Source organism: Microcoleus sp. AT9b-C3, assembly GCF_036705485.1.
GTDB lineage: Bacteria > Cyanobacteriota > Cyanobacteriia > Cyanobacteriales > Microcoleaceae > Microcoleus.
The window spans coordinates 85,093-97,937 of record NZ_JAUBUR010000008.1 but is presented as its reverse complement, the minus strand read 5'-3'; the positions used below and the strand labels follow the sequence as shown (position 1 = coordinate 97,937).

General features: G+C 47.2%; 15 protein-coding genes. 12 read left to right on the top strand and 3 right to left on the bottom strand.

Annotated features, from left to right (window positions below):
* The first annotated feature begins 171 nt into the window (after positions 1–171).
* From QUB77_RS10005 to QUB77_RS09985, 5 genes are all read left to right on the top strand, one after another.
* Positions 172–309: a hypothetical protein gene (locus tag QUB77_RS10005; RefSeq protein ID WP_333171887.1), complete on the top strand. Its 138-nt coding sequence runs from the start codon at positions 172–174 to the stop codon at positions 307–309.
* Positions 310–340: 31 nt separating this feature from the next.
* Positions 341–571, top strand: a complete 231-nt coding sequence (locus tag QUB77_RS10000; RefSeq protein ID WP_333171885.1) for a hypothetical protein — start codon at positions 341–343, stop codon at positions 569–571.
* Positions 568–915: a type II toxin-antitoxin system PemK/MazF family toxin gene (locus QUB77_RS09995; RefSeq protein ID WP_333171883.1), complete on the top strand. Its 348-nt coding sequence runs from the start codon at positions 568–570 to the stop codon at positions 913–915. The genes QUB77_RS10000 and QUB77_RS09995 overlap by 4 nt, the downstream gene beginning before the upstream one ends.
* Positions 916–1,061: 146 nt before the next feature.
* Positions 1,062–1,769 (top strand): dihydrofolate reductase family protein, encoded by a 708-nt coding sequence (locus tag QUB77_RS09990; protein WP_333171881.1) that lies wholly within the window; start codon positions 1,062–1,064, stop codon positions 1,767–1,769.
* A 192-nt stretch (positions 1,770–1,961) separates the two neighbouring features.
* Entirely contained in the window at positions 1,962–3,158 is a 1,197-nt protein-coding gene (locus QUB77_RS09985; protein ID WP_333171879.1) for a GNAT family N-acetyltransferase, read from the top strand.
* Positions 3,159–3,508: 350 nt separating this feature from the next.
* On the opposite strand, the gene QUB77_RS09980 is transcribed toward QUB77_RS09985, so the two are convergent.
* Together QUB77_RS09980 and QUB77_RS09975 are read right to left on the bottom strand one after the other, a co-directional pair.
* Positions 3,509–4,075, bottom strand: a complete 567-nt coding sequence (locus QUB77_RS09980; protein WP_333171877.1) for a hypothetical protein — start codon at positions 4,073–4,075, stop codon at positions 3,509–3,511.
* Positions 4,076–4,247: 172 nt separating this feature from the next.
* Entirely contained in the window at positions 4,248–5,612 is a 1,365-nt protein-coding gene (locus QUB77_RS09975) for an ATP-binding protein (protein ID WP_333172120.1), read from the bottom strand.
* Positions 5,613–5,867: 255 nt separating this feature from the next.
* Between QUB77_RS09975 and QUB77_RS09970 the strand changes: the two genes are divergently transcribed.
* The 6 genes from QUB77_RS09970 to QUB77_RS09945 all read left to right on the top strand — a co-directional run bounded on the left by QUB77_RS09970 (position 5,868) and on the right by QUB77_RS09945 (position 11,581).
* On the top strand, positions 5,868–6,713 hold the full coding sequence (locus QUB77_RS09970; RefSeq protein WP_333171875.1) for a M48 family metalloprotease: 846 nt from the start codon (positions 5,868–5,870) through the stop codon (positions 6,711–6,713).
* 130 nt (positions 6,714–6,843) lie between these two features.
* A complete protein-coding gene (locus QUB77_RS09965) occupies positions 6,844–8,067 on the top strand; it encodes a transposase (protein WP_333171873.1) in 1,224 nt (407 codons plus the stop codon).
* A gap of 32 nt (positions 8,068–8,099) precedes the next feature.
* The gene (locus QUB77_RS09960) at positions 8,100–8,573 is read left to right on the top strand and encodes a tryptophan-rich sensory protein (RefSeq protein WP_333171871.1); all 474 of its coding nucleotides are present in this window, start codon (positions 8,100–8,102) and stop codon (positions 8,571–8,573) included.
* A gap of 230 nt (positions 8,574–8,803) precedes the next feature.
* Complete coding sequence (gene ftsH4 / locus QUB77_RS09955; RefSeq protein WP_333171868.1) at positions 8,804–10,672, top strand: ATP-dependent zinc metalloprotease FtsH4; 1,869 nt, start codon at positions 8,804–8,806, stop codon at positions 10,670–10,672.
* Positions 10,673–10,709: 37 nt separating this feature from the next.
* Positions 10,710–10,955, top strand: a complete 246-nt coding sequence (locus QUB77_RS09950) for a hypothetical protein (protein WP_333171866.1) — start codon at positions 10,710–10,712, stop codon at positions 10,953–10,955.
* A gap of 101 nt (positions 10,956–11,056) precedes the next feature.
* Positions 11,057–11,581: a hypothetical protein gene (locus QUB77_RS09945; RefSeq protein WP_333171864.1), complete on the top strand. Its 525-nt coding sequence runs from the start codon at positions 11,057–11,059 to the stop codon at positions 11,579–11,581.
* Between the two features lie 181 nt (positions 11,582–11,762).
* Here QUB77_RS09945 and QUB77_RS09940 read toward each other — a convergent pair whose 3' ends face one another.
* Complete coding sequence (locus tag QUB77_RS09940; RefSeq protein ID WP_333171862.1) at positions 11,763–12,662, bottom strand: M48 family metalloprotease; 900 nt, start codon at positions 12,660–12,662, stop codon at positions 11,763–11,765.
* Here QUB77_RS09940 and QUB77_RS09935 point away from each other — a divergent pair.
* Positions 12,650–12,838, top strand: coding sequence for a hypothetical protein (locus QUB77_RS09935; protein ID WP_333171860.1), 189 nt, complete (start codon positions 12,650–12,652; stop codon positions 12,836–12,838). The genes QUB77_RS09940 and QUB77_RS09935 overlap by 13 nt on opposite strands.
* The last annotated feature ends 7 nt before the right edge of the window (positions 12,839–12,845 follow it).

The window sequence follows — 12,845 nt, the reverse complement described above, 5'->3', positions numbered from 1 at the left end:
ATTTGAAATCCTCGGCGGTTGAAATCCCGGCGGTTGGAAACCGCGTCTACACAAACGATGTCCACGCGGACGAAGAGGGTATTCGGAGATTGAAAATCATCGGCTGAAATCTTCAACCCGCTTTCGTCGGGTTTTGTCGGTGTAGCCGCGGTTTCAACCGCCGGGTTTTTTGTGGATGGGCGATCGGGTTTTTTGTTGATCGGGCGATCGGGTTTTTGGTTGATGTGCGATCGAATTGGGGAGAAATGTGCGATCGGGTTTTTAGGTTTCAACCGCCGGGTTTTTTGTGGATGTGCGATCGGGCTATAATACAGAAAACTTGACAACAAAAATGACTGTCATGAAAGAGTTAATCCAACAAGACTTAGAAAAGCTCGATCGAGAACAACTAAAACAAGTATTTGAATTTATTGCCTTTCTGAAATTCCGTGCCAAATTAGTGACTATTCCTGCGATCGATGAAACTAAATTAGCTGCACTCTACAACGAATTTGCCGAAGAAGACCGACAACTTGCAGAACTTGGAATCAGCGAATATGCAGAACTTCTCAAACATGAGGATTTGGCATGACAACCAGGCGGGGTGAAATCTGGATTGCCGACTTCGATCCGACACAAGGTTCCGAACAGGCTGGTGTACGTCCCACAATCGTTTTTCAGAACGATACTATTTCGAGGTACACGACTACTATTATCAGTATTCCTCTCACAACTAATCTGCGCCGTGCCTCTCTTCCTTCGTGTGTTTTGATTCCCGGCGGTGAGGGAGGATTAGCTCAAGATTCTGTTGCATTGTGCCATCAAATGCGAGTGTTGGAGAAAACAAGACTGCGAAATAAAATTGGTGAACTTAATCCAGAAATACTGGTACAATTAGAGAATATCGTATTATTTACATTGGGTTATTTACCTTAAAAAATAAATCTTCGGCGATTTAAATCCCCGCGGTTTCTGGGTCGTCGCCACAAAGAAACCGGGTTTTTGCCCGAATCTGTGGGTGGTAACGAAGTATTTCGGAAAAAACCCGGTTTCTGACCGCCCGTGAAAAGTTTGATAAATTAATGACAGATAAGATCGATCGACCATTAGCAACAGTAATACTCGCAGTCAGTGCCGATGGTAAAATTGCCGATGTAGTACGATCGCCCGCGAGATTCGGTTCTGCCAACGACAAAGCGCACCTCGAACAGCAAGTAGCAGCAAGCGACGCGGTTTTGTTCGGCAACGGCACGTTACAGGCTTATGGGACGACGATGAGAGTAATTTCGCCGGAATTGGTCAAACAGAGGGAACTGCAAGGGAAGCCCCCACAACCGATGCAAATTGTATGTTCGCGATCGTCCCAATTTGACCCAAACTTGCGATTTTTCCAGCAACCGGTGCCTCGGTGGCTGCTGACGGGGCAAGACAGTAGGCACACAGCATTGCCGTTTCCCTACCCGATGACAAACAGTAAGTTCGATCGAATTATCTATGCGAAAACCGCAGGTGGAGAGATTGATTGGATTGATGCGTTTCAACAGCTAGCAAGCTTCGATATCAAACGCTTGGCGATTCTGGGTGGGGGAAAACTGGTAGCGTCTGTGCTGGCTGCAGGCTTGGTAGACGAACTTTGGCTGACGGTATGCCCGTTAATTTTAGGTGGCGCGGATGCACCGACACCTGTGGAGGGAGAGGGTTTTTTGGCGGATTTAGCTCCAAAATTGGAGCTTTTGGCGGTTAAACAGGTGGGACAAGAGGTATTTTTGCATTATCGGGTCGATCGATAGTCGCGCATTTTAACTGGTTCCCCGGCTCTGCCTGGGAACCCATGTAAGCGAGGCTGTGCCTCGCCAGCGCAAGGAAAATCGAGGCAGAGCCTCTGGATCTGCGTTACCAGGCAGAGCCTGGTAACAAGTGTGGAACAGGGGAAATTATATTAAGTTAAATAAAGTTCGATCGCTCTACGCACAAGTCTCCCTATGCTGAAACAGCCAAAACCTCAATATTCTGTAGCATGGATTAGCAAAATAGGCGAAATCCCGCAAGCGTCGTGGGATGCCCTGGCGATGCCACTAAAAACTCCATTTCTCGAATGGGATTGGCTGAACAATCTCGAAGTATCGGGCAGTGCAACAGGTAAAACCGGTTGGCTACCGCATCACTTAACAGTCTGGCGAGACAAACAGTTGATTGCTTGCGCGCCACTTTATGTCAAAAGTCACAGTTACGGGGAATTTGTATTCGATAATCAGTGGGCGGATTTAGCCCAACGTTTGGGTGTTCACTATTATCCCAAATTGATGGGAATGACGCCGTTTACTCCGGCTGAAGGCTATCGGTTTCTGATTGCCGAGGGGGAAGATGAAGACGAGTTAACGGCAGTAATGGTAAGCGCGATCGACCATTTTTGCGATCGCCACAATATCTCTGGTTGCAATTTCCTTTATGTCGATCCAGAATGGCGCGAAAGAATGGAAAGCCACGGTTTCAGCAGTTGGCTGCACCACAGTTATATTTGGCAAAATCAAGGCTATCAAAATTTTGACAATTATTTAGGCGCATTTAATGCCAACCAGCGCCGCAATATCAAACGCGAACGCAAAGCAGTCGATCAAGCTGGTTTGTTGATAAAAACGCTGACGGGCGATGAAATTCCCCAAGCCATGTTTGCTCAAATGTATGCTTTTTATGAGAATACTTGCGACAAATTTGGTTGGTGGGGAAGCAAGTATCTGACTAAGCGATTTTTTGAACAGTTGCACCACAATTATCGCGATCGAGTTTTATTTGTAGCCGCCTACGATAAGGAAGATGAGAGACAGCCGGTGGGTATGTCTTTTTGTTTGTATAAGGGCGATCGACTGTACGGGCGTTATTGGGGAAGTTTGCAGGAAATAGACTGTTTGCACTTCGATGCTTGCTACTATACGCCGATCGAATGGGCGATCGATCGGGGCATCCAAAGCTTCGATCCGGGTGCGGGGGGCAGACACAAAAAACGGCGCGGCTTTCCAGCTACGCCAAATTATAGTTTGCACCGATTTTATAACAACCGTCTGGCCCAAATTCTCAAGTCTTATATCGGTCAAATCAACGAAAGAGAACAGGAAGAAATTGATGCAATCAACGAGGATTTACCTTTTACTAAGTTACCTCCGTTGTTACTAGGCGAGTGACGGTGGACTGGGAATTTGGAATGGGAAATTGGGAATTAGTAACAGCCTATCGGTGTCAACATAATACTAAAATCCTGTGTATAATATCTCGTTTGTATCCAAGTTTCGATCCCCCTCGCATCCCCCTTTAAAAGGGGGACTTTGAATGCTCTTCCCCCTTTATTAATAGGAGTTAGAGGGGACGTAAGAATACTCTTGTCCCCCCCTTATTAAGGGGGGTTAGGGGGGATCAAAACTCGACTATAAACGATATTTATTATGGATTTTAGTGTGAAGTTGACACGAATGGTAACAGTCAACCGTCAACAGTCAACCGTCAACAGTCAACAGTCAACCGCCAACTAATTAACCTAATTCAAAAATACTCTCCCATCTTCCTGAATTTCTAGGGATTTTGTATCAGCGGCCACCTCAGTTGTCGCGCCGAAACTGACTTGCAACATTCCCGGCATCGCGGTTGCTTGGGGGCGAACCAGCACCAATCCGCCGTCGGGGCGCTGGTAAGTGAGGGTGATTGGCACTGGGAGGGTTTGAAGCAAAATTTCCGATTGTTCACCCAGAGTGCGCGGCTGGGTAACGCCTACGATTTGATAATTGATGACAGCATTGGTGGTATTCACCAGTTTAATTACTATCCCGCCTTCAGCAGGCGTAACTCGCGCACTGGGCAGGGGGAAGCGGGGAGGCGCGTCTGTGGGTGTAGATGGCATCCCGCTGAGGCCCGGACTCGCAGCCGGAGTTGGTTCGCTGACGGGTTCTTCAGTGGCTGCGGGAGTCTCTGCGGGTTGGGAAACGGGTTTTCCTTGTTGGGGCGGGGGGCCGCCGGCGTGGGAAAGTGTTGCGAGACTAACGAGTAAACCTCCGCAGGTGGCTGCTAGCAAGCTGATTTTTTTTAACGGTAGATTGTGGCGAAACATAAATAACTCCTCACAAGTTCGATCGAGGTTTTCCAACAAGGTTTATGTTAATCTATGCGTGAATTGAATTTTAATAGCTGGGTTTGGGGCAGAGGTAAGAAGAATCAGGCTTGAGGGGTAGATTTTTTTTAACCGCAGAGGGCGCAGACGGCGCAGAGGAGGAGGGGAAGTTTTAGGGGCGAGATGCTTCTGATTTGTGGGCGGGGAGGGTGACGGTAACGGCGGTACCTCGATCGACTTGGCTGTCAATGCGGATTTGGCCGCGGTGATTTTCGACAATTGCTTTGGCGATGGCTAATCCTAAACCGGAACCAGCGGCGCTGCGGTGGGTACGGGCGGGATCGGCGCGGTAGAATCGATCGAACAAATGCGGCAGGGCTTCTGCGGAAATTCCGATGCCGGTGTCTGTTACTTTTATTTGCAGCGCTGGATTTAACATCGGCGAATTTCTTTTGTTTTTAGCTGCCACCTCCAATTCTACTTGAATTTGACCTCCAGAGGGGGTGTACTGCACGGCGTTGCTGACGATATTGGTAAAAAGTCGGGCTAGTTGATCCCAGTCTCCCAACACTGTAAAGTTGTCCTCAGCGTTGGGCAGATCGACAATTTCCAAAGAAAGAGAGAGATTTTGGGTAGTGGCGTGAGCCTGTTGTTCTTCAATTACCTCCATCAGCAAAGCATCGAGAGGAACCTCAATCCACTGCTGCTGAACGATACCGCTATCTTGTCTGGCTAAAAACAGCAAATCATCAACCAAGCGCCCCAAACGGCGCGTGAGACGTTCGATAACTTGTAGCTGTTGATGCTGCTGCGGTTCGATATCCGGTTCCGCTAAAGCTACTTGGACGTTAGTTTGAATAGTGGCGATCGGATTTCTGAGTTCGTGAGAAGCATCAGCGGTAAACTGTTTGAGACGCCCGTAAGACTCCCGCACCGGCGCCATCGCCAATCCCGACAGCAGCCAGCCAATAGCTGCAACGCAAATTAGAGTTAAACCCGCGCCCAAAATCAAATCGAGAATTAATTGGCGGATGGGTTTTGTCACTTCAAACCAAGGATGGCTGACTCGCAAATATCCCAGAACTTGGCGCCCGATTTGTACTCGCTGCGTTACTTGTCTGAGGGAGTGGTTTTGATCGGACTGCAACTTATTATTAATTATCCAAACTGTTTCGCCGGTGCGGTTAGCGTGAATGGGAATATTCAACGGTTCCGATAATGTAGACCACAGCAATTCGCCCGTAGGACTGAACCATTCTAAATCAATGTGGTCGTCTTCTACTGCATCGGTACTATCTCGAAAACTCGCTTGAATATTAACTTGCAACTTAATTTTATCTTCAGTATTAGGGAAATTGAGCGGTTCGATAACGAGAGTTCGCTCTATTACTTCAACAACGTGATGCAGGGTGTCATCTATGCGATCGATCAAAGTATTGCGGACATAGAAATAGAAACCAGTGGCGAATACAAGTAACAATACAGCAGTAACGGCAGTGTACCAAATAGCAAGGCGGCGGCGGGTAGCTTGAAACATATTGCGAAAGAAGTTCGGCAACTGATTTTGTAATGGATTCAATAGGTTTAACCAATTTAATAACTATAACCTTCTTCTCTTCTTCTCTTCCTTCGTGCCGCTTGGCTAACGCGCCTTCGCGGTTCGTTAAAAAAAGCCTTGTTCGCAAATCATCCAAAAAAACTCTAACAACTTTCCATTCTTGATACTTCAGACAGATGTGGAGAGAGCTGTCACCCTAGTATTGTAAGCGCGAAAGTTTTTAGGTAAAAGCCTGTGAATAAATTTTTATTTCGAGCCGCGATCGGGCTATTAATGGCATTTTTTGGGGCAATCACCTATTTTACAAACGACGTACAAAATCCGGTAACTGGAGAGAGACAGCGCGTGCAGCTTTCTCCCCGCCAAGAGGTAGTTTTGGGATTGCGGGCGCGAGATCAAATGGCCGCTAAGTACGGGGGGCTTTATCCCAGCCAGAGTATTCAGCAGTATATCGATCGAGTAGGAGAACGAGTTGTCAACGGTTCGGCGGCGAAACAAGCTGGTTATCCGTTTGAATTCCACCTGCTGCGAGACGCCCAAACTGTCAATGCTTTTGCTTTACCGGGGGGACAAGTTTTCATTACTGCGGGGCTGCTGCGGCGGCTGAATTCCGAGGCTCAATTGGCTGCGGTACTGGGGCACGAAAGCGGTCACGTTGTGGCGCGCCACGGTGCGGAACACTTGGCAAAGCAGCAGTTGGGCAGGGCTTTGGTAACGGCGGTTGGGGTAGCTACTAGCGACGATCGCGGGGGCGGTCAGCAGGCAGCATTAATTGCTCAAGCTGTCAATCAAGTTGTCGGTTTGCGGTACGGTAGATCCGATGAACTTGAGAGCGATCAGCTCGGTTTTCGGTTTATGACGGAAGCGGGTTACGATCCTAGAGGTATTGTTGAGGTGATGCAAATTCTCGGTTCTGCTAGGAAGGGCGAAGCGCCGCCGGAGTTTTTGAGTTCTCACCCAAACCCCGAAAACCGAGTTCAAAAGTTGCAAGCTTTAATCGCACAAAATTACCCTAACGGCGTTCCAGCTAATTTGGTGTCTGGACGCGATGAGTTTGCTAAGAATTTGTCTGGCGGTTAGGGATAATTGCATCGGGCTTTACCGAAATTAAGGGGTCTAAAGCCCCGTCCTTCTAGGACGGCTTTTTATTTTATTGTATTTTATTTTCTCTGAGTCCCCCATGAGAACATTTTGACTATACAATAATAGTATGAAGACTCTGAAGTTCAAACTATACAATCATAAGCGAAATAAATACCTCAAGCGAACCATCAATGCTGCCGGGGTAATTTATAACCATTGTATAGCACTCCATAAACGGTACTACCGGATGTGGGCTAAGCATTTGAACTGCGCCAAACTTCAGGCTCATATTGCCAAACTGCGGAAGCGCAATCCGTTCTGGCAGTTGGTTGGATCTCAAGCTGTGCAGGATATCTGCCAGCGCATTGAGAAAGCCTACCAGTTGTTTTTCAAACATCATCAAAAAGGAGTGAGGGCGCCGGGATTCAAGAAAGTAAAGAAATATAAGTCTTTCACCTTAAAACAGGCTGGATACAAGTTTTTAGGTGGCAATCGGCTCAAGATTGGGCAGAAAGTGTATCAATATTGGAAATCGAGAGAAATTGAGGGAACAGTCAAAACTTTAACCATTAAACGCACGAGATTAGGTGAGTTGTTTATGGTTGTGGTTGTTGATAGCGTTTCGGAGTCAGAAAGCAAATTCGAGACGAGTAGAATCGCTGGATTTGACTTTGGTTTAAAAACGTTCCTCACCGTCTCGGATGCTGCCAAAATCGAATCGCCTCAATTCCTCAAACAGTCGCTTAATGCCATCCAGAAAGCGAGTCGCCAGCACTCTCATAAACAGAAAGGTTCAGCCAATCGGGAACGCGCTAGAAAGTATCTTGTTCGCCAGCATGAAGATGTGGTGAATCGGCGCTCTGACTGGTTCTGGAAGCTGGCACATAAACTAACAGATAAGTTTGACGTGCTGTGCTTTGAGACGTTGAACCTGAAGGGAATGCAACGCCTCTGGGGACGGAAAATTTTAGATTTAGCATTTGGGGAATTCCTGCAAATTCTGGGATGGGTGGCGACGAAGAAAGGTAAACAAATCATTTTTATCGACCGTTGGTATCCATCGAGCAAGACTTGCTTTCATTGCAGTCATGTTCTGGAAAAACTAGATTTATCAGTGAGAGAATGGCGTTGTCCGTCCTGCCAATTACTAAATGGGCGGGATGAAAATGCCACCAAAAATATTTGTGCGGTTGGGGCATCAACCGCTAAGTTAGGCGATGTCAGACGGGCGAGAGCCTGCAATTGCTGTTTGACCTTAGAATCCCCGTGCCTGATGGCCGGGGAGTATGTCAAAAAAGTTATTACTATAGGCGGATCTAAGTTCGGCTTGGATTTGACACGATCGACTTAATGAGCGATCGAGCAATTTGAAAGTTGAAAACCATGATCGAATCTTGGATGATTATCGGCGGCGTGACTTTCTTAGTCGCCTTCGGCACTTTGTTTTTTAAACTGCGCGATATTAACTGGGCAGTCAAACTTAAAAGACCGGATTGGATGTTTTTTGAGCCTGCTATTCCGTTGATTTGGACGGTAATTTTTGCTTGCGGGGCCGGCAGCGCTTCTGTCGTTTGGGAACATGAGCCAGGGAGCCTTAAAATATGGCTGCTGATGGTTTTGTACTTGCTTTTAGAAGTTGTAACAGTTGCTTATATTCCCACTACTCTCAGAGCCAAAAGTCTCAAAGTAGGGACAATTTTGGGAGGGGCTGGCGAGATTGTGGGAGCTGTGTTGACGTTGGCTGTTTTGCCGATTTCTCAAACTGCGGCTTTGTTACTTTTGCCTTACGTTATTTGGGGTGCGATCGGCACTTATACCACTTGGGAAATGATTCAGTTAAACCCAGAAGCGGCATAAATATTCGGTGTTCTTCGGCGCACCCTACATACTATAACGCTCTTCTCTTCTCTTCCTTCGAGTCCTTAGCGTCTTGGCGCTTACTCAAAAAAACATTGTTAATAATAGCAAATCCGTGCTAGCGGGTTAACCCACCCGATAAAGTGAGGAAATCCGCTTAACAGTGTGTGGGTATTTGATGAGAAAATAGATGAATAAAACTGCTTTAAATCAAAGGATGACAGTTATCAATGGCTATTAAAGACCAGCCCCAAGCACCTCGTTTTCGCCAAATTAGCAATATTTTGTTATTGCTATCAAGTTTGTTTTTGCTGGCAAACATCTTTTTACCCAATTTGTTCGGCCCCCAAATTCCGCAAGTGCCTTACAGCTTGTTCGTCCATCAAGTACAAGAACAAGATGTAGTCAGAGCTTCAGTAGGTCAAAATGAAATTCGCTACCAACTCAAAGGCGAAGGCGACAAACCCGGTCAAGTGCTCTCCACTACGCCAATTTTTGACCTGGAACTTCCTAAACTTTTGCAAGAAAAAGGCGTTGAATTTGCGGCAACTCCCCCTGCCAAAAATGGCTGGATCGGCAGTGTTTTAAGCTGGGTGGTTCCGCCGCTGATTTTTGTGGCGATTTTTCAATTTTTCATGAACAGGCAGGGTGGCGGGCCACAGGGTGCGCTCTCGCTCGGCAAAAGCAAAGCTAAGGTCTATGTAGAAGGCGAATCGGCGAAAATTACTTTTGCTGATGTGGCTGGAGTAGAAGAAGCTAAAACTGAATTAGTCGAAGTTGTTGAGTTCCTGAAAACTCCTGACAGATTTACGGCAATTGGCGCGAGAATTCCGAAGGGCGTGCTGTTAGTCGGGCCTCCGGGAACTGGCAAAACGCTGTTAGCGAAAGCAGTGGCTGGTGAAGCTGGCGTGCCGTTTTTTAGCATTTCGGGTTCGGAGTTTGTGGAACTGTTTGTAGGTGTTGGTTCTGCAAGAGTTAGAGATTTATTCGAGCAGGCTAAGAAACAGGCTCCTTGTATTATTTTCATAGATGAATTGGACGCGATCGGCAAATCTCGTAGCAGTAACGCTAGCTTCGGTGGGAATGACGAACGCGAACAAACTCTCAATCAACTGTTAACTGAAATGGATGGTTTTGCGGCGGGCAATACTACGGTAATTGTGCTGGCTGCAACTAACCGCCCAGAAAGTTTGGATGCTGCTTTGTTGCGCCCTGGCCGTTTCGATCGCCAAGTTTTAGTCGATCGCCCCGATTTATCGGGCCGCGAAGAAATTTTGAACATTCACTCTCAAAAAGTGAAGTTGGGCCCGGATATTGACTTGAAGGCTGTCGCCACTCGCACCCCCGGTTTTTCGGGCGCAGATTTGGCAAATTTGGTCAATGAAGCTGCCTTGCTAGCTGCTCGCAACAAGCGCCTAACTGTAGCTCAGGAAGACTTTTATGAGGCGTTTGAGCGCGTTGTCGCTGGCTTGGAAAAGAAAAGCCGGGTGCTCAACGAAAAAGAGAAAAAGATTGTGGCTTACCACGAAGTCGGGCACGCGATGGTGGGTGCTGCGATGACTGGCGGCGGCGAAGTGTCAAAAATCTCGATCGTCCCGCGCGGTATGGCTGCACTGGGTTACACGTTGCAAGTACCGACAGAAGACCGTTTCTTGTTGGATGAATCGGAACTGCGCGGTCAAATTGCTACACTGCTGGGCGGGCGATCGGCTGAGGAAGTCGTGTTTGGTAGCATTACTACTGGCGCTTCAAATGACTTGCAAAGGGCGACTGATTTAGCTGAACGGATGGTGACAACTTACGGGATGAGTAAGGTTTTGGGGCCTCTAGCTTACGATCGAGGTCAACAAGCAATGTTCCTCAATGACGGTATGGGAAATGCCCGCCGTGCGGTAAGTGCTCAGACTGCTGAGGCGATCGACCAAGAAGTGAAGGAAATTGTCGAAACTGCACACCAACAAGCTGTGGATATTCTGAAAGCAAATCGGGAATTGTTGGAAACAATTACGCAGAAGCTGTTGGAAACTGAAGTGGTGGAAGGCGATGCACTTCGCGAATTTCTCCATCAAGTGCGGCCTTTAGATAAGGTTACGGCTTGAGGTTAATAGGGTTTAATTAAACCGCAGATGAACGCAGATGATTCCAAATCATCTGCGTTTTGCGATCGCACTCCACGATGAGCCGACTGAAACAGACAACGGCAAACGGACAAATCTGCGTTTGTGCGATAATCCCTCTCTATCGAAGGCTTACCACCATTCCGCAAACCCCCAAAATTTGGCGGAACAGGAAAAGATCCTCTTTGGCAGATTGACGACAGCAAGATCCTCGGAAATATTGAATCTGTGCAATATCGTCCAACTCATGTCAGTATTTTGCTAAGCGCTACAATGCTTTTAGAGAAATATGAAGCAGCCCTGGTCCCGACACAGAACGAATGGGAGAAAGTTTGATAGTTTAATTTAGTCAACAGGAAAACAGCAATGGCATGGGTGTTTAGCTTATCGGCTGAATGTGGCACAAAGCAATCTGAAGCACAGCAATTTGCTCAATATTTCAATGAAATTTCCTTGGTGCTCTCAAACGGTAGACATTCCCAATGTCGGGCAGAAATTTTTCAGGACATAGAAGAAAATTGGTGGTGTCGTGTTTGTCCAAGTGGCATCAGTGAGATGGGAATTGACACTCCAGAAAGTGCTTATTTAATGACGGAAATAGGTATATTTCTGTATCAGAGTTTGCGGTTTGCTCCACCGTTTCGGTATGCTTTAGTTGATATGGAAGTAGATGAGTTTAGAACCTACAGCGAATTGATTGAAGAGCCTGCCTTGGTTTTTCCTGGATTGGTTTTAGCTGAAGCTGTTTGGCAAGCAATCGGAGCATCTTCAGTTTTTCTATCGTTCACTCTTGGATATGTTTGGAAGCCCTATGAAGGTGAAGTTTATAGACCACTACTAGCATCACCGGACTTAAAAAACAAGCTTGATGAATTGCTGAGCGTGGGGTAAATCCTTTCAATGGAGGCATCACCCCTCACAGTAAATACCAAACTATGCGATGTTTGCAGAAATAGCGATCGCCCCTACCTATCTAATTAGTCGCTCCCTACAGCGATCGTTATAAACATACAGAAACCCGGTTGCTTCAAAACACCGGGTTTCTCCATATTGTTGCTGCATTTTCGACCGATCAAATTCCGTTTATGTAAGCCATAACAGGAGAACCTTGCTGCTGCTGCTGCGCGATTTCCAAAAGGCGCTGAATGCGCTCCTCTGTCGGCGGGTGAGTGCGGAAAAGTGACTGCAAACCTTTAGTCGAAAAAGGATTCACAATCAGCAGCGGTGACATCGCAGGATTGCCGTGCATCGGAATTTCATGACCCATTTTCTCCAATTTTTGCAGCGCGTTTGCTAAGCCGATCGGGTTATTGGTAATTTCCACCGCACCGCTGTCGGCTGCAAATTCCCTCGTCCGAGAAATCGCCATTTGAATTACGGTTGCTGATAGCGGTGCTAAAATGATTAAAAACAGCAAACCAAACGGATTTGGGCCTTGTCTGCTATCCCGCGTTACCGGGCCGTAAAGCGCTCCAAAAGTCAGAATTCGCCCGACAAATGTAATGGCGCCGGCAATTGTTCCTGCAACTGCTTGAGTGAGCGTGTCGCGGTTGCGGATGTGGGTGAGTTCGTGGGCTAAAACGCCTTCCAATTCTTCGCGGGAAAGCAGCTTAATGATGCCTTCAGTAACTGCTATTGTCGCGTGTTCCGGGTCTCTTCCTGTGGCGAATGCGTTCGGAGATTGAGTGGGAACTAGAAATATTTTCGGCACCGGAATTTGGGCTTTTTCGCTCAGCGATGCTACCATATCGTAGATTTCGGGAGCTTCGCTGCGGGCGATCGGCTGAGCGCGGTAAGCCATTAACGCGGCGGTGTCGGAATAGTACCAAGAGCTAAAACTTGAGAAAGCCGCTAGCGCTAAACCGATGTAAAGTCCTTGCTCGTTGCCGATTAAATAATAACTTCCTAAAACGAGAAGGCCGCTTAGGAGTCCTAAGAGAGCGGCTGTTCTGAGTTGATTTGTTCCTAACATGGCGGGTTGAGGGCGATCGCTATTTTGATATTTTTTATCTTGTAATTAGATTTTCATATTTGCGGGCGATCGCGCCTCTATCTGCCGAAATAAGTGCAGCAGCCAATAGTAGTATTTCACCTTTTCAGTCAGAAAATGAGAATGCCGAAGGAGGCTCTATCTGCTTGCTTTCTTGAGCCAGCA